The following is a 22,458-nucleotide window of genomic DNA, read 5'->3' as shown; positions in this document are numbered from 1 at the left end:
CCATGCCGGCGGGACGCAGGCCGCCTGCATCTCCTCGTGCCAGATGTGCCGCCGGAGCGGAGTCCAGTCCTTGCCGCCCCATTCGACCGGCCAGTTGGGCACGGCGATCCCGGCGGCGTCGAGCGTTCGCATGGACTCGACGATCTGCTCCTTGGTGAGGTCCTCGCGGGCCGCCACCGTGTCCCGGATGTGCCGCGGCACCTGGGTGGTGAAGAACTCCCGCAGCTCGGCGCGGAAGGCCGCGTCCTCAGGTGACAACCTCAGTTTCATGCCGCTCTTTCGAGGCGTTCGCCGAGGACGGGGGCAGGACCCCCCAGAGATTCACTTAACATCGCTAAATAACACCCTCACCGTTGCATGCCGCACGAGCCGCGTCAAGGACACCCTCTCCGCACCGCGCCGCGATTCGCGCCGCGAGGTTCAGCACGGCCTAGCGGAACGCCGGGATCCCGGTCATCGCCTGGCCGACCACCAGGGTGTGCATCTCGGTCGTGCCCTCGTACGTCAGGACCGACTCCAGGTTGTTCATATGGCGGATGACCGGATACTCCAGCGAGATCCCGTTGGCGCCGAGGATCGTCCGCGCGGTGCGGCAGATCGTCAGGGCCTCGCGGACGTTGTTCAGCTTGGCGAGGCTGATCTGGGCGGGGTGCAGGGTGCCCGCGTCCTTGCGGCGGCCGAGGTGGAGCGCCAGGAGCAGGCCCTTCACGTATTCGACGTTCATGTCGGCGAGCTTCTGCTGGGTCAGCTGGAACGCGGCGAGCGGGCGGCCGAACTGCTCGCGCGTGCCCGCGTAGTCGAGCGCGCACACGAGGGAGGAGCGGGCAGCGCCGAGGGCGCCCCAGACGATGCCGTAACGTGCCTCGTTCAGGCAGCTCAGCGGGCCCGCCAGGCCGCGGACCTCGGGGAAGGCGCAGTCGTCCGGGACGCGGACGCCCTCCAGGACGAGTTCGCTCGTGACGGACGCGCGCAGGGACATCTTGTGGCGGATCGTGTGGGCGGAGAACCCCCGGGTGCCGGTGGGCACCGCGAATCCCCGGATTCCGTCGGCAGTTTGGGCCCACACCACGGCCACGTCGGCGACCGACCCGTTGGTGATCCACATCTTGCGGCCGTCGATGACCCAGTCACGGCCGTCGCGTACGGCCCGGGTCCGCATGGCCGCCGGGTCTGAGCCGCAGTCGGGCTCGGTGAGGCCGAAGCAGCCGATCAGGTCGCCGGAGGCCATTCCCGGGAGCCAGGTCTTCCGCGTCTCCTCCGTGGCAAAGCGGTGGATCGCGTACATGGCCAGGGATCCCTGGACGGACACCAGGGAGCGGACGCCGGAGTCCACGGCTTCGAGTTCCAGGCAGGCGAGTCCGTAGTCGGTCGCGCTCATGCCGGGGCAGCCATAGCCGTCCAGGTGCATGCCGAGGAGCCCGAGGGCGCCCAGTTCCCGGGCGAGTCCGCGGATGTCGGGAATCGCGCCGTCCTCGTACCACTGGGCGATGTGCGGTTCGACGCGGCGTTCGCACAAGGTCCGTACGGAGTCACGCACCTCCTTCTCCTGCGGAGTCAGCAGATCGTCGATCCCGGCCAGGTCGAGAGGGGCGGGCTGCGGTGGGCGGGCGGCCTTCACAGGTCTCCTCGGAGGTCAGGGGCGGGGTGCCGGGCCAGGGCGGTGGCCGCGGTGACGATGTCGTCCTCGGACAGCAGGACGTGGTCGGCGGCGGGGCCGAGCGGGATGTAGCTGTCGGTGCCGGAGACCCGGGCGATTCGGCCGCGATAGCCGCGGTCGATGAGCGTGGCGACGGCCTGTTCCGCGACGCCGCCGCTGCGACGGGTCTCGTCGACCACAAGGACCCTGGTGTGTTCTCCGGCGGCGGTGAGCAGTTCTTCCTCGGGAAGCGGCGAGAGCCACTGAAGGTCCAGGACGGCGCAGTCGACGCCCTGTCCCGCGAGTGTGGCCGCGGCCCGCAGGCTCATCCGTACGCCGTTCCCGAAGGTCACCAGCAGCAGGTCCCGGCCGTCGCGGACCCGTCGTACGCGTCCCAGGGCGCACGCGTCGTCGGTTTTCCAGGCCGTGGGGGCGGGGTACGGCGCCAGCCAGGCCGCGTCGCCGTCGAACAGGTCGCGCTGGTGGTACAGCGCGATCGGTTCGAGGAAGACACAGACCCGGCCCTCGGTGCGGGCGAGTGCCAGGCAGTGCCTGAGCAGTCCGCCGGCGGAGGCGGGGTGGCTGGGTACGGCGAGGACCAGCCCGGGGATGTCGCGGAGGACGGCGAGCGAGTTGTCGTTGTGGAAGTGGCCGCCGAAGCCCCTCTGGTACGCGAGGCCCGCGATCCGGACGACCATGCCGTTCTCGTACTGCCCGTCGGAGAAGAACCGCAGGCTTGCCGCCTCGCCGCGGAGCTGGTCCTCGGCGTTGTGCAGATACGCGAGGTACTGGATCTCCGGGACGGGGAGGAATCCGGCGAGCGCGGAGCCGAGGGCCATGCCCAGGACGGTCTGTTCGTCGAGGAGGGTGTCGAAGACGCGGTCAGGGCCGAATGCCTTCCGGAGACCGCGGGTGACGCCGTAGACCCCGCCCTTGCGCCCGACGTCCTCGCCGAAGAGCAGGGTTTCCGGGAAGGCGGCCATCGCGTCCTTGAGGGTCGCGTTGATGATCTGCGCGAGTGTCCGCGGGGGCTCCCGCTCGGGGAGCCGGGCGCGGAAGACGTCCGCCCGGTCGGACGCGGCCCGGAGTGAGACGCGACGGACCTCGTCCGGGGCGGTCCGGGTGAGGGGGGCGGTCACCGCCGAGGCTGAGTCGAGGTGGTCGCGGGGGATGCGGGCGGCGGTGTCCGCGACCAGGGCGCGTACCGCCTCGTACCGGTCGAGGACCTCCGCCGGGCTCAGCACGCCCAGGCGGGTGAGGGTGCGCGCGGTCGCCAGGAGGGGATCCTTGGCGTACTCGGCCTGGATCTCACGGCGGGACCGGTAGGCGATCTCGGCGTCCGAACCTGCGTGGCCCATGAGCCGGACCGTCTCCAGATGGAGCACCGCGGGACGGCGTTCGGTCCGGACGACGGCCGCCGCCTCGTGGGCCGTGCGCAGCAGACGCCGGGGCTCGGTGCCCGAGCCGTGGAAGTAGTCGACACCCGGGATGCCGCGGAGCAGGTTCTCCACCCAGCCGGCCGGGCTCCTGGTGCTGATGCCGAGTCCGTTGTCCTCGCAGAGGAACAGGATCGGCAGGGGGATCCGGCGATGGGCGCAGTACGCGGCGGCGTTGAGGGCGCCGAGGGCGGTGGAATGGTTCGCGGAGGCGTCACCGAAGCTGCTGATCACGACGGCGTCGGCGGGCCACGGGGAGTCGGCCCGGGGCCGGGCGCCGCTGTCGAGGGCGTAGGCGAGGCCGAAGGCCCGGGGCAGGTGGGACGCGATGGTGGAGGTCCCCGGGACGACGTGGAGGGGGACGCTGCCGAAGACCTTGTGCCGTCCGCCCGAGATGGGGTCGCTGGTCGAGGCCATGGCGCCGCTGAGGATGTCCTGGGCGGGCGAGGTGCCGGGGACCTGGCCCGCGCGTGCGGCGTAGAAGCCGCCGGACCGATAGTGCAGGAGCGCGGGGTCGGTGGGGCGCAGGGCGAGGGCGACGGCCGCGTTCGACTCGTGGCCCGACGAGCCGATGGTGTAGAAGGCCTCGCCGCGGGCCTGGAGTTCGCGGCAGGCGAAGTCCGTCTGGCGGCTGAGGAGTTGGGCCTCGAAACAGGCCAGCAGTTCCTGGCGCTCCCGGGGTGACAGGACGTCGGGAGGCCGCTCGGCTCCGGCGTCGTCCTCGCGCATCCGGCGTAGGAAGTACTCGTCGATGGTCTCCATGTCACCCTCCTTGGCTGCCCGCCCAGTCTGTGGCGCGGCACCCGGGTGTGGCGACCGTGCGAAGCCACGGGCTCGTGGGTCAAGCACCAGCGATGCTTGCCCTCGTCTGCTCGGCGAGGCCATGATCGGTGGGTCGCCGGCGCCGGAGGAGAGGACCCTGATCGTGATCAACCCGGTGCATCTGCGGACCCTGGGGGCCGTCGTACGGACCGGTTCGTTCGCCACCGCGGCGAAGGAGCTGGGATACACCTCGTCGGCGGTGTCCCAGCAGATGTCGGCGCTGGAACGGGATGTGCGGATGCGGCTGTTCGACCGGCACGCGCGGTCCGTCCGGCCGACCCCGGCGGCCGAACTCCTGGTGCGGCGCGCGGCGGAGGCCCTGGCCCTGCTCGACGGTCTGGAGGCCGACGTCCGGTCGATGGCCGAGGGGCGGCTGGGGCAGCTGCGGATCGGGAGCTTTCCGACCGCGAGCGAGTATCTGCTGCCGACCGCCGTCGCCGAGATCGCCCGCCGGCTCCCCGGGGTGTCCATCGAACTGGAGGAGGGTGAGCCCGAGCGGCTGCTCCCCCTGGTGTCCGACCGGGTGCTCGACCTCGCGCTGGTGTACGCGTACGACACCGTGCCCCGGGCCTGGCCCCAGGGGGTGCGGCGGACCACCGTGTTCAGCGAGGACCTGGTGCTGATGGTGCCGGACGATCACCGGCTGTCCGGATCGGCCGCACTGGACGATCTGCGGGAGGAGTCCTGGATCTCGACGACCGTGGGCACGGGCGGGTCGGCCTGCCTGCACCGGCTGTGCGGCGCCGAGGGGTTCGTGCCCAAGGTCGACTTCCGTACCAACGACTACGACGTCGTCCGCAGCCTCGTCGGGGCCGGGCTCGGGGTGGCCCTGGTGCCCCGGCTCGGTGCCCAGCCCGGTCCGGGGACCAGGGCGGTCAGGCTGCGCGACTGCACGGCGCGACGCCAGGTGATCGCGGTCCGGCGGCGCGTCGGTCCGAGTCCCGCGGTGGAGCTGGCGCTCAGCACGATCGTGGAGGTGGCCCGGCGGCGGACGCCGGAGCCCGGCCCGGACGAGGGAAAGATCTGCTGAGTCTCGGCGGACCGACTGTCGTCCTCCGGGGTCTGCCGTCCGCCGTGCGGCTCACGCAGGGTGGGTGCCATCGACCCGACGGAAGGACGGCGGACCCGTGGCCCGAGACACCCTGGAGCTGATGGACGAGTGGGGACCGGAGAAGGTGGTCTGTGTGTCCGACCGCCGGTCGGGGATGCGCGGCGTCCTGGTCATCGACAACACCGCCCGCGGCATGGGCAAGGGCGGCACCCGTATGAGCGCGGCCCTCGACGTCGAGGAGGTAGCGCGGCTGGCCCGGACGATGACCTGGAAGTGGGCCGCGTGCGACCTGTTCCACGGCGGTGCGAAGGCGGGGATCCTCGGTGATCCGGCGGCGCCCGGCAAGGAGGGCGTCCTGCGCGCCTTCGCCCGCGCCCTGGCGAACGAGGTGCCCGGTGAGTACGTCTTCGGCCTGGACATGGGGCTGAGCGAGGAGGACGCGGCGGTCTTCGTGGACGAACTCCGCGACCGCGGTGTGGCGGTGGGTCTGCCCGCGAGCCTGGGCGGGCTGCCGTACGACCGGCTCGGGCTGACCGGGTTCGGGGTCGCGGAGGCCACGGACGCGGCGGCCGGGGAGCTGGATCTGCCGCTGCGCGGAGCGCGCGTTGCGGTCCAGGGGTTCGGGGCCGTCGGCCAGGCGGTGGCCGAACGCCTGGTGGCACTGGGGGCCTTGGTCGTCGCGGTGTCCACAGCCCGGGGTTCCGTGACCGACCCCGACGGCGTGGACGTCGCGCGTCTCGTGGCCGCCCGGACGGAGTACGGCGAGGACTGCGTCCTGCACTGCGGCGGCGGCACGGACACGGACGCCGCCCTGACCGCCGACTGCGAGATCATGGTGCCGGCGGCCCGGGAGGACCTCATCGGCGCGGAGGTGGCGGCGCGGACGACGGCCCGGCTCGTGGTGGAGGCCGCGAACCTGCCGACCACCCCGGCGGCGAAACGGGTCCTCTTCGAGCGTGGCGTCATGGTCGTACCGGACTTCATCGCCAACGCCGGGGGGATCGTGGCCGCGGCGCACTCCATGGAGGCCCGCCGGTCACCGTTCACCGTCGACCCGGCCACGGTCCGCGAGATGGTCTCGGAGCGGATGCGGGCCAACACCACCCAGGTCGTCCGGGAGAGCCTGACCCGCGCCCTGGCGCCGCACGACACGGCCAGGGCCCTGGCCGAGGAGCGGGTCCGCGCGGCGATGCGGGCGCGCGGTCAGTACCCGGACCACTGACGGCCCGTCACGGGAGCAGCCCGGCGCGAAGGGTGTCCATGCCGACGTTCCCTAGGGCCTGTCCGGAGGATCTTCGTGGATCAGCCCGGGGCGTCTGGTGCGGTGCATCGCAAGGCGCCGAAGTGCCCGCAGGGTGGTTTCCTGTGGGCACTTCGGCAACGCGGCGAGGTGCCGTGCCAGACGTTCCGGGCCCGCGAAGATCCACCGGACAGGACCTAGCGCCAGGGCCTCCCGGTGGAAGGTACGCGGATCGCCCCTCCCCGCGGCCGTGTAGTCGTCCCGCAGGCTCTCCCACAGGCGCTGCCCGATCTTGTACGAGGCGGCCTGGGCCGGCCAGCCGAGGTAACGGGTGGCCTCCAGCCGGACGAAGGCGTCGCTCATGGTGACGTGCTCGGCCAGGAAGGCGAAGGCGTCCGCGCCGGTCCAGGTACCGGTGCCGTCCGGCTTCGGTTTTCCCAGGTGGACGCCGAGGTCGATGACCACCCGTGCCGCGCGCAGGCGCTGTGCGTCCAGCATGCCGAGCCAGTCCGCCGGGTCGTCCAGGTACCCCAGCTCGGCCATCAGGCGTTCCGCGTACAGGGCCCAGCCCTCCCCGTGGCCCACGTTCCAGCTCACCCGCCGCCAGGCCTTGAGCCGGTCGCGGTGGTGGATCGCGGCGGCGCACTGCAGATGATGGCCCGGCACGCCCTCGTGGTGGACCGTGGTCAGCTCGCGCCACGGGAAGAACACGGTGTCGCCCTCGGGGACGCTCCACCACATACGTCCCGGCCGGGTGAAGTCGAGGCTGGGCGGGGTGTAGTAGATACCGCCGCCGCTGGTCGGGGCGATCCGGCACTCCAGGCGGCGCATGGGCCAGGGGATGTCGAAATGGGTACCGGCCAGTTCCTCGACCGTCCGGTCGCTCACCTCCTGCATCCAGGCGCGCAGCGCGTCGGTGCCGATGAGACGGCGGGCCGGGTCGGCGTCGAGGAGGGCGGCGACCTCCTCGACCGAGGCGCCCGGCTTGATCTCCCGGGCGGTCCTCTCCTGTTCCGCCACCGTGCGGGCCAGTTCCTCGCACCCCCACGCGTAGGCGTCGTCCAGGTCGGTGCCCGCGCCGAAGAACCCGCGGGCGGCGATCTTGTAGTGCTCCCTGCCGACGCCGTCGTGCCGGGGGGCGTGGGGTGCGAGGTCGCGGACGAGGAAGGCCGCGAGGTCCGCGTACGCCCCGGCCGCGGACCGGGCGCCGGAGGCGAGGTCGGACCACAGGGCCGGCGGGACGCTGCCGCGGGCGGGGGAGGTGAGCCGGGTGAAGTAGCCGCCCGCCGCGCCGAGTTGGGTGGTCTGGGCGGCGACGTCACGGACCTGGCGCAGGGCGGGGGTGTTGCGTGCCGCGATGCCGGCCTGGAGGGACCGGCGGTAGCCGGCCATCGCCTCCGGGAGGCGGTGCAGGCGTCGTGCGACGCGGTGCCAGTCCTCGTCGGTGCCGGTCGGCATGAGGTCGAAGACCTTGCGCATCCGCTGGACGGGCGAGGCGACGACCTTGAGGTCCCGCTGCCAGAAACCGGCCTCGTGCTGCTCGGCGGTGACCTCCAGGGTGTCGATGAGATCCGCGCGGGTGACGGTGTCCACCGCGTCGGCCGGTGCCGCCGCGCGGAGCCGGACCAGGAGGGAGCGCGCCGCGTCGGCGGTCTCGTCGGCGCCGGCCGGGGAGCGGTCGTTGAACCCGGGGTCCGGATCCGGGCGGCCGAGGGTGACCCGGAGTTCCGGTTCCAGACGGAGCAGGGTGCCGAGCCACTCCTCGGCGAGAGCGTCGATGGCGGTGGGGACGCGCTCGGCGGGTTCAGCCATCGCGCCGCCCGGTTCCTTCGAGCCACTCCGATTCGGCCCGGGGGGCCGAGGCGAGGAGTTGGATCGTGTACGGGGCCTGCGGGGCGTCGATGATCCGCGCGGTGGGGCCCGATTCGACCACCCGGCCCCGGTGCATGACGTACAGACGTTCCGTCACCTGCCGGACCACGGCCAGGTCGTGGGTGATGAAGAGGTAACCGAGGTCGTGCTCGTCGCGCAGCCGGGCCAGGAGGCCCAGGATCTGGGCCTGCACGGACACGTCGAGGGCGGACACGGACTCGTCGCAGATGAGGATCTTGGGACGAGTCGCGAGGGCGCGGGCGATCGCGACCCGCTGCCGCATGCCGCCGGACAGGGCCGCGGGCCGCTTCTGGGCGTACAAGGGGTCCAGTCCCACATCGTCCAGCAGCCGTTCGACTTCCGCGCCGACGTTCTTGGCGTCCGGCCGGTGGGTGGTGATGGCCTCGGCGAGGGTCCAGCCGACGGATCGCATGGGGTTGAGGCTGGAGTACGGGTCCTGGAAGACGATCTGGACGGTCCGGCGGATCTGCCGGAGGTCGGACCGGCTCAGCCGGCCCCAGTCGGTGACCGGGATGCCGTCGATGGTGATCGTGCCCGTGCCGGGCTTCTCCAGGCCGACCAGGACCCGGGCGAGCGTGGACTTGCCGGATCCGGACTCGCCGACGATGCCCACGCTCTCGTGCTGCGCCACCGTGACCGAGACGTCGTCCAGCGCGTGGACCGGGCCTCCCCCGGCGCCGGTGAACACCTTGGACAACCCGGCGCCGGACAGCACCGGCTCCTTCTTCGGGGTGTCGTCGGCGAGGGGGAGGTCCTGGCCGGCCCGTTCCCGTAGACGTGTCATCTCGGTCCGGGCCGTCGTGAGGCGGGCGCAGGCCGACCAGCGGCCCGGGGTGATCTCCAGCAGGGGCGGGGTGCCGTCCCGGCAGACGTCGGTCGCCCACGGGCACCGGGAGACGAAGACACAGCTCCCGGCGACCTCGTCCGGTGCGGGGACCGAGCCCGGGATGGACACCATCTCGCGGACGCGCCGGTCCACCGGCGGTTCGGCGAGCAGGAGGGCGTTCGTGTACGGGTGCAGTGGTTCGGCGTCGATGTCCGCGGCACGGGCACTCTCCACGACCGAGCCCGCGTAGAGGACATGCAGCCGGTCGCACATGGCGAAGGCGACGCGGAGGTCGTGCGTGATGAGGATCAGGGCCATTCCGCGGTCGGCCTGGACGCGTTTGAGCAGGGACAGGATCTCGCGCTGGGTGGTGACGTCCAGTGCCGTGGTGGGTTCGTCGGCGATCAGGACGCGCGGGTCGCTGGCGAGCGCGGCGGCGATGCCCACGCGCTGCCGCATGCCGCCGGACAGTTGGAAGGGGTAGCGGTCGACGACGGTGGCGTCGTCGATCCCGACCTCACGAAGCCGGCGGACGGACTCCTCACGGAGGGCCCGGCGGCCGGACACCCCGCCGTGGCGGCGCAGCGAGGCGCCGATGATGTCGCCGCAGGTCGCGATCGGGTTGAGCATGGTGAACGGGTCCTGCATGATCATGCTGATCTCGGTGCCGCGTACGGTCCTGCGCCAGGCGCGCTCGGACAGTCCCAGCAGGTCGCGGTCGCCGTAGCGCACCTCGCCGGTGGCCGTCAGGCCCCGGGGCAGGAGGCCCAGTACGGCCCGCATCGTGATCGACTTGCCGCTGCCGGACTCGCCGACGACGCCGACGGTTTCTCCTGCGCCGATCTCCAGGCCGACGCCGGAGACGACGGTCCGGGGGCCGTCGGGGCCCTGCCGCTCGACCCGGAGGCCGCCGACCGACAGGAGTGGCTGACGTGTGTCCTGGGCCGTGGTGCTCATGGCGGTCCCCTCGCTGTGTCTCTCGTCGTGCCGCGTCATGCCGTGCCTCCCCGGGCGGAGAGCCGTTCGTGGATGCGGTCTCCGGCCAGGTTCATCGCGGTGGCGATGACGACGATCATCAGGCCGGGTGCGAGCGCGGCGAGCGGCTGGGTGAAAAGAAGTGCCTGGTTCTCGGCGAGCATGAGGCCCCAGTCCGGTGTGCCCGGCGGGACGCCGAGTCCGAGGAACGACATGGCGGCGAGGACTCCGACCGAACTGGCGAACACCAGGAAGGCGTTGGCGATCGACACCGGCAGGACGTTGGGCCAGATGTGCCGCAGGACGATCCGCCGGTCCGGCACGCCGAGCACCTTGGCGGACTCGACGTACGGGCGGGGCACCTGTTCCAGGGTCGCCCCCCGGACCACGCGGGTGTCGAAGGGTGTGGTGAGGACGACGAGGATGGCGACCGTGGTCCAGTATCCGGCGCCGAGGGAGCCGGCGAGGACGATCAGCACCAGCAGGGTCGGGATGGACCACATGACGTCGACCCAGCGCATGACGAGTCCGTCGATCCGTCCGCCTCGGTACCCGGCCCACAGGCCCAGGAGGTTGCCGAGGAGGAATGATCCGGCGGCGATCACCAGGGGGCCGATGAAGGCGGACCGGGCTCCGGCGACGATCCGGGAGAGGGTGTCGCGGCCCAGGACGTCGGTGCCCAGCCAGTGCTGGGCGGAGGGTCCGTCCGCGATACGGGAGAGGTTCTGGGCGGCCGGGTCGTGGGGGGCGACGGCCGTTCCGGCGAGGGTCAGGAACGCGACGACGGCGATGACCGCGAGCGACAGCCCCATGACCGACCAGCGCGGCAGGCGCCGTCGGCGTTTCCCGGCGCTCTCGTTGTCCCGTGGCCGGGCGGCTCGGGTGTCCCGTTCGTACGAGGTGGTCATGACCGGCCTCCCGGGCGGACCCGCGGGTCCGCCAGCGTGTAGACGATGTCCGTCAGCAGAGCGGTGAGCATGATGGCCGCGGCCGTCATCAGGGAGACGGCCTGGATCACCGGCAGGTCCTGTGCCGTGGCCGACTTGACGAGCAACTGACCGATGCCCTGGACGGAGAAGGTCACTTCGACGAGGACCGCGCCGATGACCAGGCTCGACAGGATGAAGCCGCTCATGGTGATCACCGGGATCACCGCGTTGCGCAGCGCGTGGCCGAACAGGACCTGCCGCAGGGACAGTCCGCGGGCTCGGGCGAAGACGATGAAGTCCTGGTCGAGCACGCCGATCATGGCCGCCCGGGTGTGTTTGACGACGTAGGCGCAACTGGTGAGGGCGAGGGTCAGCGCGGGGAGGGTGAGGTGCCACACCCGGTCGAGGAAGCCCTCGCCGGCACCGAAGGCGGGGAACCAGTTCATGCGGACGGCGAAGGCGTAGAGCAGGGCCGTGCCGAGCACGAAGGTGGGGGTGGACAGGGCCACGACGGTGGCCGCGACGGTGGAGTGGTCGAGCGCGCTTCGGTGCCGGACCGCGGAGAGCACGCCGAGCCCGATGCCCAGGATCATGGTCAGGACGAAGGCGTACAGCCCGAGGAACAGGGAGGTGGGCAGCCGGGAGGAGAGTTCCGTCGAGACGGGCAGCGAGGACTGGATGGAGGTGCCGAAGCGGAGCCGTGCGGCATCGCTCGACCAGGCCCAGTACTGCTGGAGGAACGGCTCGTCGAGGTGGTACTGCCGGTTCAGCGCCGCGACGGTCTCGGGGCTGCGGGGTGTGGTGCCCAGCAGGAGGTCGACGGGATTGCCGGGGGCGAGGTGAAGCAGGGAGAAGACGGCGAAGGACACCACCATCAGCAGGACCGCGATGACGGCGAGCCTGCGCAGGATCATGCCGAGGAGGGTCGGCCGGGGCCGTCCGCGCCCTACGGTGCCGGGCCCCGTCTTCGTTGGGACAGTGGTCGTTTCGTCCAGCGCGGGGAGTGTCATCAGGCGGCCCTCAGATCCAGTGCCCAGGGGCCGTTGTTGCGCCAGGAGGCGGTGTACGCGGGCCAGGTGAGGTCGGTGGACAGCGCGTAGGTGCTCTCCAGGAAGAACAGCGGTACGAAGGGCACCTGTTCGGCGTACTCCTTCAGCAACTCCGTGTAGTAGGTCATCCGTTTCACGGGGTCGGAGGTGGCGAAGGCGTCGGCGATGAGCCGGTCGGAGGATTTGCTGCCGTAGTTCGTGGAGTTGAAGTTGCCCGCGGTGGCGTTGGCGCTGCCCAGGGCGTAGTTGAAGGCTTCACCCGGGTCGGAGGAGACCGCGCCGAGGATGGAGAAGGCCGAATGGATCTTCTTGCGGTCGCTGTTGGTGGCTTCCGCGATGTCCATCTCGGGCGAGTTGACCTTGAGCTTCGCGCGGATGCCGATCTTCTCCAACTGGGCGACGACCGCCTGGCCCACGGTGCTGGCGTACTGTCCGTAGTTCGCCACGGCGATGGTCACGTCCACACCCCGCGGATACGCGGACTTCGCCATCTCGGCCCTGGCCTTGTCGAGGTCGTAGTCGTACGTGGGCACGGAGTCGATGGCGTCCTCCACCTGGCGTGTTGTTCCGAGGGGTTGGAGGAGGCCGGGGCTGAGGAGGGTGCCGGCGGGTTCGGCGTAGCCGCCGTACGCGTTGATGAGGGCCTTCTTGTCGAGGGCGTGGGCGACGGCCCGGCGAAGGTGGACGTCGTTCCAGGGGGCCACGAGGACGTTCATGCCGAACTGTCCCTGGTCGCCGGAGCCGGGGGCGGTGCTGAGCTTCACCCCGGCGGTCGAGGCGAAGGAACGGCTGTCGGACGGGAAGGCGAGGTCGACGGCCTTGGCCCGGAAGGCGAACGCCTGGCTGGTCTCACTGTCGAAGAAGGTGAAGGTGATCTTCTTGAACCGGACCTTCTCGCCCCAGTAGCGGGAGTTGGCCTCCAGTTCGGCGCCGGTCGTCGGGTTGAAGCCGGTGAGTTTCCACGGTCCGGTCCCGACGACTCCGGTGCCCGGCTGTCCGAAGGTGTCCTTGTTCTTCTGGAAGAAGGTCTTGCTGAAGATTCCCAGTGAACTGCGGGCCAGGACGCCTTCCCAGGCGGCGTTGGGCTCGGTGAGGGTGACCGTCAGGGTGTGACGGTCGGTGGCGGTGATGCTTTTGAGGGTGCTGGGGAAGTTGTAGGCGTTGGTGGAGCCTTCGGTTCGGTAGTGGTTCAGGGAGAAGGCGACGTCCTCGGCGGTCAGTTCGCTGCCGTCTGTGAAGGTGACGCCGTCGCGCAGGGTGTAGACGTAGGTGGTGGGGTTGGGGGTGGTCCAGGACTCGGCGAGCCACGGCCGTAGCTTCCCGGTCCTGGTCCTGGTCAGCAGCGGTTCCATGACGAGTCCGCCGACCCCGCTGCCGTATCCGGAGTTGTTCTTGTTGTAGTCCAGGGTGGAGACGGGCGTGGAGGCGACCCGCAGCTCCGATATGACGCCCGCGGTGACACGGCTGCCCGTGTTGGGCGAGCATCCGACGGCCATGACGGTGATGAGACCCGTCAGGATGGCTGCGACCGTGGTTCTGTTGGCCATGGAGTTGTCCTCATGTTCTCCAGATGTGCACGACATGGGGTGTGGGTTCCGGGACTTGTGTGGTCACCGGAGGGCGGCGCGATGGGCGAACCGCAGCCACCGGATGTCTCCGTGGTCGTCCGTCAGCAGGGTCGCGGTCGTCTGCCGTCGCTGCCCCGGGGAGATGAGCAGGGTGCGGTCGGTGAGGGGCCGTAGGGGAGTGGTGCGCACCCCCTGGACGGTCGGGGGGTCCGGGTTCTCCAGCCACTCCCCGAGGACGGAGCTGTCCATGACGAGCCCGTCGCCCTCCCGCCTGAGCACATACCGGTCGAGACGGGTCTCGTACGTCCCGGTCCAGGCGTCCGTGCCGATGTCCGGTACGGCCTCGGCCTCGGGGGGCTTCTCCCGCACCCCCGCACAGGTGCGGGCGATCCAGTCGAGAATGCTGCGGGCGGTGGCCGCGCCGCCGGATCCGTTGGTGAGGACCGCGACGGCCAGTTCGTGGGAGGGCATCATCGCGAAGAGGGCGGGCTGACCGTTCGCCCCGCCGCCGTGGTGGACGATCCGGTCGGGTCCGTCGCCGTCGATCCACCAGCCGAGGCCGATCTCGGGGGTGTCCTCGGCCGGTCCCGCCGGGCGCTGAGCCGCCAGGCGCAGGGTGTCGCCGAGGATCTGGCCGCCGTACAACTGGAACTGGGCGTATCGCATCAGGTCCTCCGCACTGGCCACCACCCCGCCCACGGGGTTGGCGCCGCGGGGCATGGCCCAGGGGCGGGCGAGGACGGTGCGGCCCTCGTGCCGGGTGTGGCCGACGGCGAAGCCGCGGTGCAGGACGTCCTCGGCGAAGAAGCACGCGCCCGTCATGCCGAGAGGTCCGAACAGTTCCCGTGCGACGGCGTTCTCGTACGTGGTGCCGTGCAGGGTCTCGATGATGCGGCCGAGGGGGTAGAAGGCCGCGTTGTTGTACGACCACATGCGTCCGCGCGGGGTGACCTGGCGCAGGCCGGCCATGTGCCGGACGGTCGCGGCCAGGGCGTCGTCGCCCCGGCCGGAGAGGTCGAAGAAGTCGCCCTCCCAGCCGCAGCTGTGGGTCATGCACTCGCGGACGGTGGCCTGTGCCGAGGCGTCCTCGTCGGCGACCGCGAAGCCGGGCAGCTGGGCGCGGACGGGGTCGTCCAGGTCCAGGGCGCCCCGCTCGGCGAGTTGCAGGAGCGCGGTCACGGTGAAGGTCTTGGAGATGGACCCGATCTGGAACAGAGTCTCGCCGTCGACCGGCCGGGGGTGCGGAACGCTGGTCACGCCGATGCCGGTGGTCGCCGTGCGCCCGGCGTGGAGGACGCCGAGGGCCAGTCCGGGGACGTCGTCGGTCCGCATCTCCTGGCGTGCGTGGGCCAGCAGGGCGGGGTCGAGGGTGCCGTCCGGCTTGATCGGTCCGGTCATCGGGGCCACATCCGCTCGAAGAGGCCCATCCAGTTCTCGCCGAGGACACCGCGGATCTCGGTCTCGGAGAAGCCGCGTTCGTCCATGCGGTCGGCGAGGGCGCCGATGGTCCGGGGGGTGGTGATGCCGGCCGGGTAGTTCCACGGCGGGGGCGGGTAGTTCTCCGGGGACCAGGCGCCGGAGTCGATCATCTCCTGGTACTCGCCGGTGGTGATCGCGCAGTAGTCGAGGCCCAGGCCGACGTGTCCACTGCCGACCAGTGAGTCGATGTGCACGATGTGGTCGATGAACTGGTCCAGGGTCGGCGCTGGGTCCGGGGAGACGAAGGCGGGGAATCCGTTCATGCCGAGGACACCGCCGGACGCGGCGATGCCCCGGATGATCTCGTCGGGCAGATTGCGCCGGTGGGCCTTCACCGCGTGGGCGTTGGAGTGCGAGGCGACGCAGGGCGCGGTGGACACCTCCAGGGCCTCGGCACAGGTACGCCAGCCGGTGTGCGCGAAGTCGACCAGGATCCCCGTCCGGTTCATCTCGGCGATCATCCGGCGGCCGAGGATGCTCAGACCCGCGTCCGAAGGCTCCTCGCAGCCGTCGCACAGGGGATTGCGCCGGTTGTACGCGAGTCCCATCATGCGGATCCCGAGCCGCTGGTACACCTCGACGAGGTCGGGGTCGTAGTCCAGGGCGCGGGTGGACTGGAAGTGCGGCAGCACGCCGAGCCGGCCGTCGCGGTGGGCCGCGCGGATGTCCTGGGCGGACCGGACCTGGGTCAGCCGGGGGTCGTTCCGGATCATCCGGTAGACGGCACCGAGCGCGGCGACCGCGCCGCCCGGATCGCCGCCACCGACGCTCAGCGCGCACGTGGAGAATCCGCCGTCGATCCAGTCCGCGTAGCCCGGGACCCACAGATCGGGCGGGCAGGTCGCGTCGATGATCAGCGCGTCTCTCCAGCCGGACGTCCCTTGATTACTCATGCGGCTAAGGTGTAATACCTTACCCGGAGGGTGTCAAGCAGATCTCTCAGGAGTTTTGAGAGAGGACCAGGTGAAGGAGATGGCATGTCACTTCGTTCCGCTTCCACTTCCCCGGTGGTGATCGGCAGCGAGCGCAGCGAAGTGGGCCTGCCCGCCGCGATGGCGATCCTGGCGGGCGGGGGCTCGGCCCTCGACGCCGTCGAGGAGGGCCTGCGCCGCTGCGAGGACAATCTGTCCGACCACTACGTCGGTACGGGCGGTCTGCCCAACGCCCGGGGAGTGGTCGAACTTGACGCCTCGGTGATGGTGGGGTCCACCCGGCGTTTCGGAGGGGTGGGGGCGGTCAAGGACTTCGCCCATCCGATCTCGATCGCCCGCGCGGTGCTGGAACGTCTGCCGCAACACAGCCTGTTGGTGGGCGAGGGCGCCGAACTGTTCGCGGAGGAGAACGGCTTCACCCGGAGCGATCTGCTCACGGAGGAGTCGAAGGCGCTGTGGCGCGGTGCGCTGGAGCCGTCGCGGGAGTCCGTGGAGGGCGAGAACACCCGCGCCAGGGCGGGCGACCGGCACTACCGGGAGACCGCCAGGGAACTGGTCGAGCGCTTCGCCCCGCATCCGGGCCCCTGGGGGACGATCAACATCCTCGCGCTCGACGCCACGGGCGAGTTGGTCGTCGGTGTCTCCACGAGCGGATACCCGTGGAAGTACCCGGGCCGGGTCGGCGATTCGGCGCTGCCCGGGGCCGGGAACTACGCGGACACCCGCCACGGCGGTGCGGCCTGCACCGGCCGGGGCGAGCTGAGCATGCGGGCCGTCGGCGCCCGGAGCATAGTCGAGTCCCTGCGCGCCGGGCTCGGCCCCGCCGAAGCCTGCCTCGCGATGCTCAAGGACGCCGCGACGCTCCCCGACACGTACCGCGCCGAACTGCGGTGCCTGGCACTGACACCCGACGGCCGGCACGGCGCCGCCGCCGGTATGGAGGGGTCCGTCTACGCGGTGATGACGACGTCGTCCACCGAGCCGGAGACGCACCCCCGGAGCGTGCTGTGAAGGTCTTCATCTCCTCCGACATGGAAGGCACGGCCGGGCTGGTGGACTGGGACCAGTGCTCGCGCGACGGGTCGCAGTACGCCCACGCCGTTGGGTTGCTGACCGCCGAGATCAACGCGGCCATCAAGGGCGCGGCCGACGCGGGAGCCACGGAATTCCTGGTCAACGACTCGCACTCGGCGATGACCAACCTCCGGCCGGACGCCCTCGCCGGCCGGGCCCGGTACCTCTCGGGCCGGTACAAGCCGATGTACATGATGGAGGGGCTGGACGACAGTTTCGACGCCGTCTTCCTCGTCTCGTACCACGGTTCGGCGAGCAGCCACGCGTCCACGCTGTCGCACACCTACTACTCCCCCTCCCTCGCCGAGGTCCGGATCAATGACGTCGTGGCCGGTGAGTCGGGGGTCAACGCGCTGGTGGCCGGCGCGTACGGCGTGCCTGTCTCGCTGGTCACCGGTGACCAGGTGACGGCGGAGGAGACGCTGCGCTTCTGTCCGGGGGTACAGACCGCCGTGGTGAAGCGTTCGGTCAGCCGGTACGCCGCCGAGTCGCTGCACCCGTCGGACGCCACCGAACTGATCCGCGACCGGGCGAGAACCGCGATCGAGCGGCTGGACCGTACCCCGGCACCGGGGTTCGGCGGTGCCACGGATCTCACCCTCACGTTCCGCTCCAGCGACTACCTCGAACTGGCCTGTCGTATCGAGGGCGTCCGTCCCGCGACCGGCCTGTCCGCGCGGATCACCGCACCGGACACGCTGGAGCTGTACCGCCGGTTCGTCACCGTGGTCTTCCTGTGCCGGAGCCTGCCGGGATGAGCGGAACGACCACGAAGCCCCTGTCCCCGCTCACACCACGCCCGCACGTCCCCGCACGGAAGGTGACCGCACAGCCATGAACCGACTTGACCACAAGGTGGCGATCGTCACCGGGGCGGGCAACGGGATAGGGCGCGCGATCGCCCACCGGCTGGCCGCCGCCGGCGCCGGGGTCGCGGTGTCCGACCTGTCGGAGCCCGATGCCGAGAAGGTGGCGCGGGAGATCGGCGATGCGGGCGGAAGCGCCATCGCCGTCCGCGCCGACGTGTCGGACGCCGCGCAGGCCGAGCACCTGGTGGCGGCCACGGCAGGGGCCTGGGGGCGCCTGGACATCCTCGTCAACAACGCGGGGGTGGGCGGCCCGAAGGGGCGGCTGCACGAGGTCGAGCCGACGGACTTCGACCGCGTATTCGACGTCAATCTGCGGGGCACCTTCCTGTGTTCGAAGTACGCCCTCGGCCACTTCCTGGAACAGGGAGACGGCCGGATCGTCAACATCGCCTCCACCTACGGCCTCGTCGGCGCGCCCCAGGCACCCGCCTACTGCGCGACGAAGGGCGGCATCATCAATCTGACCCGTCAGATGGCCGTGGACTACGGCGGGGACGGCATCCGCGTCAACGCCCTGTGCCCCGGATACATCGACACCGCGCTCGGGGCGCGGGGGCGGCGGCTGTCCCCGAAGGAGTTCGCGCGGGCGACCGCCGTACGGGAGAGGGCGGCCCGGCGGCAGCCGCTGGGGCGCCAGGGCGACCCGGCCGAGGTGGGCGAGGTGGCCCTGTTCCTGGCGTCGGACGCGGCGTCGTTCATGACCGGGTCCGTGGTCACCGTCGACGGCGGATGCGTCACCACGTTCAACTACGGAGAGGCGAGCAATTGACCCGGGAAGTACGCCGTCGGGACGCCCCCGCGACGGCCTCACCCGACCCATAGGTACGGTTTAATACCTTACCGAGGGGCGTGACCGTTCCGTACACAGACCCAGAGACCCACCCCGGGCAGACCCCCGCTCGTGGGTCCCTCCCCCCATGAAGGAGCCGCATGACCAGCTCTCCACCACCGGAACTCACGGTGTCGCACATGTCGTTGCGCGACCAGTGCGGCCAGGCGATCCGGGCCCTCATCGTCTCGGGCGGACTGCAACCCGGGGAGATCCACTCCATCGGCTCGCTCGCCGAGAAGCTCAAGGTGTCGATCACACCGGTCCGGGAGGCCCTGCTCGACCTGGCGCGCGACGAACTGATCGAGATGCTGCGCAACCGCGGCTTCCGGGTGGTCGCCCTCAGCGACGAGGACCTGGACGAATTGATGGATCTGCGGCTGATGCTGGAGGTGCCGGCCGTCGAACGCATAGCGGCCGCGCGCCCCACCCCGGACCTGTCCGGACTGCGCCACATCGCGGACGAGATCTCCCAGTACGCCGCCGACGGCGACATGGTCAACTTCGTCGCCCGTGACCGGGACCTCCACCTCGGGATCCTGGAGCGGTACGGAAACCGCCGTCTCGTCCAGCACGTCGGACTGCTCCGCGACCAGACCCGCCTGTCCGGCCTCCAGAAGGTCGCCGGATCCCCGGAGTTCTTCCGCTCCGCCGCCGAGCACGGCGAACTGCTCGACCTGATCGAGGCGGGCCGGTCCCAGGAGGCCGCGGACCTCATGCGGCGCCATCTGCACCACACCCGCGGACTGTGGTACGGGCGGGCCGAGGAGGCCGAACGGTGAGTGCGGCGAGCGGCACGGAAACCGGGCGGGCGATGCGGTACTGGTCCGCGCGGGAGGTCGAGGACCATGTCACGCTGCGCGCCGCGACCGAGGCCGTCCGCGCGGCGTTCCTGAACGACGCGCCGGCCGGGCACGAACAGCCGCTGAGGCTGTCCCTGGGCGACGGCCGGATGCTGGTCATGGCGGCCCGGCGGCACTCCGACGGGAACGCGATCGTCAAGGTCGTGAAGGTCGCCACCGACGCGGCGTCCGGCGGACGCACACCGATGATCGACGGGACGCTGCTGTGGGTCGGCGGCAGCGGCGAACCGGTCTGGGCCGCCGACGCCGACGTCCTGACCGTGCTGCGGACCGCGGCGATGGTCGGTCTCGCCACCGATGCCCTCGCCGTGAGGCACGCGCACCGGCTGACGGTGCTCGGCGCGGGGGAACAGGCCGCCGCGCAGGTCGCGGCGGTGGCCCTGGTCCGCCCGGTGGACGAGGTCACCATCTGGAACCGGACCCGCCGCCGGGCCGACCTGCTCGCCGAGCGCCTGACCGCGACGATGCCGCGGGCCCGCGTGAGCGTCGCGGACGACCCGGACAACGCCGTACGGGGCGCCCATGTCGTCTGCTGCGCGACGGGCGCCACCGAACCGCTGTTCTCCGCGTCCTCACTGGGGCCGGAAGCCCACCTCAACGCGGTGGGGTCGTACCGGGCGGCGATGCGGGAGTTCCCCGCCGAACTCCTCGGCAGCGCCTCGTACGTGGCGGTGGACGACGCCTCCGCGTGCGCGGTCGAGTCGGGCGAGATCGTGGAGGCCGTCGAACGGGGCCTGATCCAGCCCGGTCGGCTGCGTGACCTGGCCACTCTGCTCACGGAGCGGCCCGTGCGCCGGGGACAGACCGTGTTCAAGTCCGTCGGCACCGCCCTGGCCGACCTGGCCGTCGCCGAACTGCTCGCCACCGGAACGACACACGGTGCGGACACGGGCGCGGGTACGGACACGGCGTCCGGCCGTCCCGGGGACGTGTAGGGCGATGAACGCGAAGGCACCGGAGGAAATCCGCCATGTCGTCGTCATCGGCGCGGGCGTCATCGGCCTGTCCACCGCGTGGTTCCTCCAGGAACGGGGAATCGGGGTGACCGTGGTGGAACGCGACCATGTCGGCGCCGGTGCCTCCCACGGCAACGCGGGATGGATCATCCCGGGACGGGCCGTACCGCTCACCGAGCCGTCCGCCCTCACCGAAGGACTCAAGAGCCTGGTGGGCCCCCACGGTCCACTCGGTGTCTCCCCCCGCTGCGGTCCCGCCACCCTGCTGTTCCTGGCACGCTTCGCCCGCCACTGCACGCCCGGACGCTGGAACCGCGCCCGGCGGGGGCTCCTCGGACTCAACGCCGCGAGCATGGCCGCGTACGACCGGCTGATCGCCGGAGGGCTCGACGTGCCCGTGATCGACGCGCCGATCGTGGCCGCCTTTTCCTCCCCCGACCACATCGGCCATCTGTCCCCCGGCGACGATCTCGCCGCGCTGACCCTCGGCGAGGCCCACTCCCTGGTCCCCCAGCTCGGCCCACGCGTCCGCGCGGCGGTCCACATCCGCGACGCCCGCTATGTGGAACCCGACCTGCTGGTAAGGGGCCTGGCGAAGGCGGTGGCCGACCGCGGCGGGACGATCCACACCGGTCGGACGGTGACACGGGTACGTCCCGGGGCAGGTGTCGACACCGATGACGGCACGGTCGACGGGGATGCCGTCGTCATCGCCACGGGAGGCGCGCTGAGCACCCTGGCGAAGGAGCACGGGGTACGCGTCCCGGTCGCCGCCGGGCGCGGCTACTCGTTCACCGTACGGCTCGGCCGGCCCGCCCCCGGCCCGGTCTACCTGCCGGAACAGCGTCTTGCGTGCACCCCGGTCCCGGGCGGGCTGCGCATCGCGGGCGTGATGGAGTTCGCGCGGCCCGGGGCACGGGCGGATCACCGCCGTTTCGATCAGATCGCCCGGGACGCCGCGTCCATGCTGTCCGGCGCCGACTGGTCCAGCCGTACGGACGAATGGGCCGGGGACCGTCCGCTCACCCCGGACGGCCTCCCCCTCGTGGGCCCCACCCGCACACCGGGCGTCTGGGTCGCGGGCGGGCACGGGATGTGGGGCGTCACCCAGGGCGCGGCCACCGGCGCCCTGCTCGCCGACCACCTCGCCACGGGCGTCGCCTCGGACGCCCTGCGGCCCCTGGACCCGCGCCGGTGAACCCGGCCGGCGGCGACACCGGTTCATGCCATGAAGGGGACCCGGGACTGCCCCAACTCCCCACCGCGACACCGTGGTTCGCCGCGGAGCGGGTGAACGCGCAGGTCACCCGGATCACCGAACCCCATCTCCACGCCCTGGTCGCGGCGAACCTGTGGTGGATACGGGGAGCCGCACGGGACGTGGTCATCGACACCGGTCTGGGTGTCGCGTCCCTGCGCCGCCATCTCCCTGCCCTGTTCGCGCACGACCCCCTCGCGCTGATCACGCACACGCACCTCGATCACGTCGGCGGCGCCCACGAGTTCGGGGAGGTCGGGGTCCATGCCTCCGAGGCGGACGCCCTCCGCCACCCGGCCGAGGCGAGCCTGCACACCACGACACAGCTGGACCTTCTCGGCATCGACGTCTCGGGCTTCACGTTCCCCGAGCTGCTGCTCGACGCCGCCCCCTCGGACGACTTCGAGCCCGCCGCGTACGGCGTCCGTCCGGTGCTCACACCACCCCGCCGGCTGAGCGACGGCGACCTCATCGACCTCGGCGACCGCACTCTGCGCGCCCTGCACACTCCCGGCCACTCGCCCGGGAGCATGGTCCTGCTGGACGAGACCGCCCGCGTTCTGTACTCGGGCGACGTGATCTACGAGGGCGGCCTGCTGGACGAGATGCACGGCGCCGACATCCCGGCGTACGTCACGACGATGCGCCGCCTCCTCGACCTGGACATCGTGGAGGTCCGCGCGGGTCACGGCGCCCCGTTCGACGGCGCCCGGATGCGGGAGATCGCCTCGGACTACATCCGCCGCCGGGCGGTCTTCGGCGCCTGAAGGTCG

The 22,458-nt window shown here is 71.4% G+C and carries 18 protein-coding genes and 1 pseudogene; 9 read left to right on the top strand and 10 right to left on the bottom strand.

Annotated features, from left to right (window positions below):
- Positions 1–18 precede the first annotated feature (18 nt).
- The 3 genes and pseudogenes from ACFWV8_RS26415 to ACFWV8_RS26405 form a co-directional block, all read right to left on the bottom strand.
- Positions 19–270: pseudogene (locus ACFWV8_RS26415) on the bottom strand (acyl-CoA dehydrogenase family protein); the annotation flags it as partial.
- A 160-nt stretch (positions 271–430) separates the two neighbouring features.
- Positions 431–1,618, bottom strand: a complete 1,188-nt coding sequence (locus ACFWV8_RS26410) for an acyl-CoA dehydrogenase family protein (RefSeq protein WP_384208466.1) — start codon at positions 1,616–1,618, stop codon at positions 431–433.
- On the bottom strand, positions 1,615–3,834 hold the full coding sequence (locus ACFWV8_RS26405; RefSeq protein WP_384208463.1) for a thiamine pyrophosphate-dependent enzyme: 2,220 nt from the start codon (positions 3,832–3,834) through the stop codon (positions 1,615–1,617). Before ACFWV8_RS26405 ends, ACFWV8_RS26410 begins: the two co-directional genes overlap by 4 nt.
- Positions 3,835–3,997: 163 nt before the next feature.
- On the opposite strand from ACFWV8_RS26405, the gene ACFWV8_RS26400 reads away from it, so the two are divergent.
- Entirely contained in the window at positions 3,998–4,924 is a 927-nt protein-coding gene (locus tag ACFWV8_RS26400) for a LysR substrate-binding domain-containing protein (protein WP_384208460.1), read from the top strand.
- A gap of 97 nt (positions 4,925–5,021) precedes the next feature.
- Positions 5,022–6,167 (top strand): Glu/Leu/Phe/Val dehydrogenase, encoded by a 1,146-nt coding sequence (locus tag ACFWV8_RS26395; protein ID WP_384208457.1) that lies wholly within the window; start codon positions 5,022–5,024, stop codon positions 6,165–6,167.
- A gap of 51 nt (positions 6,168–6,218) precedes the next feature.
- Here the strand turns inward: ACFWV8_RS26395 and ACFWV8_RS26390 are convergent, their stop codons facing one another.
- The 7 genes from ACFWV8_RS26390 to ACFWV8_RS26360 form a co-directional block, all read right to left on the bottom strand.
- Complete coding sequence (locus tag ACFWV8_RS26390; protein WP_384208454.1) at positions 6,219–7,997, bottom strand: DUF885 domain-containing protein; 1,779 nt, start codon at positions 7,995–7,997, stop codon at positions 6,219–6,221.
- Complete coding sequence (locus tag ACFWV8_RS26385) at positions 7,990–9,861, bottom strand: dipeptide ABC transporter ATP-binding protein (RefSeq protein WP_384208450.1); 1,872 nt, start codon at positions 9,859–9,861, stop codon at positions 7,990–7,992. The genes ACFWV8_RS26390 and ACFWV8_RS26385 overlap by 8 nt, the downstream gene beginning before the upstream one ends.
- A gap of 35 nt (positions 9,862–9,896) precedes the next feature.
- Positions 9,897–10,787, bottom strand: a complete 891-nt coding sequence (locus ACFWV8_RS26380; RefSeq protein ID WP_384208446.1) for an ABC transporter permease — start codon at positions 10,785–10,787, stop codon at positions 9,897–9,899.
- Entirely contained in the window at positions 10,784–11,722 is a 939-nt protein-coding gene (locus ACFWV8_RS26375; protein ID WP_384208442.1) for an ABC transporter permease, read from the bottom strand. Before ACFWV8_RS26375 ends, ACFWV8_RS26380 begins: the two co-directional genes overlap by 4 nt.
- Before the next feature lie 95 nt (positions 11,723–11,817).
- Positions 11,818–13,404 (bottom strand): ABC transporter substrate-binding protein, encoded by a 1,587-nt coding sequence (locus ACFWV8_RS26370; RefSeq protein ID WP_384208439.1) that lies wholly within the window; start codon positions 13,402–13,404, stop codon positions 11,818–11,820.
- Between the two features lie 63 nt (positions 13,405–13,467).
- Positions 13,468–14,823 carry a serine hydrolase domain-containing protein gene (locus ACFWV8_RS26365; RefSeq protein WP_384208437.1) on the bottom strand — a complete coding sequence of 452 codons (1,356 nt, stop codon included), beginning with the start codon at positions 14,821–14,823 and terminating at the stop codon, positions 13,468–13,470.
- Positions 14,820–15,797 carry a dipeptidase gene (locus tag ACFWV8_RS26360; protein ID WP_384208434.1) on the bottom strand — a complete coding sequence of 326 codons (978 nt, stop codon included), beginning with the start codon at positions 15,795–15,797 and terminating at the stop codon, positions 14,820–14,822. Before ACFWV8_RS26360 ends, ACFWV8_RS26365 begins: the two co-directional genes overlap by 4 nt.
- A gap of 84 nt (positions 15,798–15,881) precedes the next feature.
- Between ACFWV8_RS26360 and ACFWV8_RS26355 the strand changes: the two genes are divergently transcribed.
- The 7 genes from ACFWV8_RS26355 (at position 15,882) to ACFWV8_RS26325 (ending at position 22,452) form a co-directional block, all read left to right on the top strand.
- On the top strand, positions 15,882–16,847 hold the full coding sequence (locus ACFWV8_RS26355; protein WP_384208431.1) for a N(4)-(beta-N-acetylglucosaminyl)-L-asparaginase: 966 nt from the start codon (positions 15,882–15,884) through the stop codon (positions 16,845–16,847).
- Complete coding sequence (locus tag ACFWV8_RS26350; RefSeq protein ID WP_384208428.1) at positions 16,844–17,668, top strand: M55 family metallopeptidase; 825 nt, start codon at positions 16,844–16,846, stop codon at positions 17,666–17,668. Before ACFWV8_RS26355 ends, ACFWV8_RS26350 begins: the two co-directional genes overlap by 4 nt.
- A gap of 76 nt (positions 17,669–17,744) precedes the next feature.
- On the top strand, positions 17,745–18,548 hold the full coding sequence (locus ACFWV8_RS26345; protein WP_384208426.1) for an SDR family NAD(P)-dependent oxidoreductase: 804 nt from the start codon (positions 17,745–17,747) through the stop codon (positions 18,546–18,548).
- 161 nt (positions 18,549–18,709) lie between these two features.
- Positions 18,710–19,390, top strand: coding sequence for a GntR family transcriptional regulator (locus tag ACFWV8_RS26340; protein ID WP_384208423.1), 681 nt, complete (start codon positions 18,710–18,712; stop codon positions 19,388–19,390).
- Positions 19,387–20,406, top strand: a complete 1,020-nt coding sequence (locus tag ACFWV8_RS26335; RefSeq protein WP_384208420.1) for an ornithine cyclodeaminase family protein — start codon at positions 19,387–19,389, stop codon at positions 20,404–20,406. Before ACFWV8_RS26340 ends, ACFWV8_RS26335 begins: the two co-directional genes overlap by 4 nt.
- 4 nt (positions 20,407–20,410) lie before the next feature.
- Positions 20,411–21,625 (top strand): NAD(P)/FAD-dependent oxidoreductase, encoded by a 1,215-nt coding sequence (locus ACFWV8_RS26330; RefSeq protein ID WP_384208417.1) that lies wholly within the window; start codon positions 20,411–20,413, stop codon positions 21,623–21,625.
- Positions 21,622–22,452 (top strand): MBL fold metallo-hydrolase, encoded by an 831-nt coding sequence (locus ACFWV8_RS26325; protein WP_384208414.1) that lies wholly within the window; start codon positions 21,622–21,624, stop codon positions 22,450–22,452. The genes ACFWV8_RS26330 and ACFWV8_RS26325 overlap by 4 nt, the downstream gene beginning before the upstream one ends.
- Positions 22,453–22,458: the final 6 nt, after the last annotated feature.

The organism is Streptomyces sp. NPDC058665, assembly GCF_042714995.1.
Lineage (GTDB): Bacteria > Actinomycetota > Actinomycetes > Streptomycetales > Streptomycetaceae > Streptomyces.
This window is presented reverse-complemented; position numbering and strand designations above follow the sequence as displayed.

Excerpts from the sequence above, each read along its gene's own strand:
- ACFWV8_RS26405 (WP_384208463.1), bottom strand. The coding sequence starts at position 3,834 with ATGGAGACCATCGACGAGTACTTCCTACGCCGGATGCGCGAGGACGAC.
- ACFWV8_RS26390 (WP_384208454.1), bottom strand. The coding sequence starts at position 7,997 with ATGGCTGAACCCGCCGAGCGCGTCCCCACCGCCATCGACGCTCTCGCC.
- ACFWV8_RS26385 (WP_384208450.1), bottom strand. The coding sequence starts at position 9,861 with ATGAGCACCACGGCCCAGGACACACGTCAGCCACTCCTGTCGGTCGGC.
- ACFWV8_RS26380 (WP_384208446.1), bottom strand. The coding sequence starts at position 10,787 with ATGACCACCTCGTACGAACGGGACACCCGAGCCGCCCGGCCACGGGAC.
- ACFWV8_RS26375 (WP_384208442.1), bottom strand. The coding sequence starts at position 11,722 with ATGATCCTGCGCAGGCTCGCCGTCATCGCGGTCCTGCTGATGGTGGTG.
- ACFWV8_RS26370 (WP_384208439.1), bottom strand. The coding sequence starts at position 13,404 with ATGGCCAACAGAACCACGGTCGCAGCCATCCTGACGGGTCTCATCACC.
- ACFWV8_RS26365 (WP_384208437.1), bottom strand. The coding sequence starts at position 14,823 with ATGACCGGACCGATCAAGCCGGACGGCACCCTCGACCCCGCCCTGCTG.
- ACFWV8_RS26360 (WP_384208434.1), bottom strand. The coding sequence starts at position 15,797 with ATGAGTAATCAAGGGACGTCCGGCTGGAGAGACGCGCTGATCATCGAC.
- ACFWV8_RS26355 (WP_384208431.1), top strand. The coding sequence starts at position 15,882 with ATGTCACTTCGTTCCGCTTCCACTTCCCCGGTGGTGATCGGCAGCGAG.
- ACFWV8_RS26345 (WP_384208426.1), top strand. The coding sequence starts at position 17,745 with ATGAACCGACTTGACCACAAGGTGGCGATCGTCACCGGGGCGGGCAAC.
- ACFWV8_RS26340 (WP_384208423.1), top strand. The coding sequence starts at position 18,710 with ATGACCAGCTCTCCACCACCGGAACTCACGGTGTCGCACATGTCGTTG.
- ACFWV8_RS26330 (WP_384208417.1), top strand. The coding sequence starts at position 20,411 with ATGAACGCGAAGGCACCGGAGGAAATCCGCCATGTCGTCGTCATCGGC.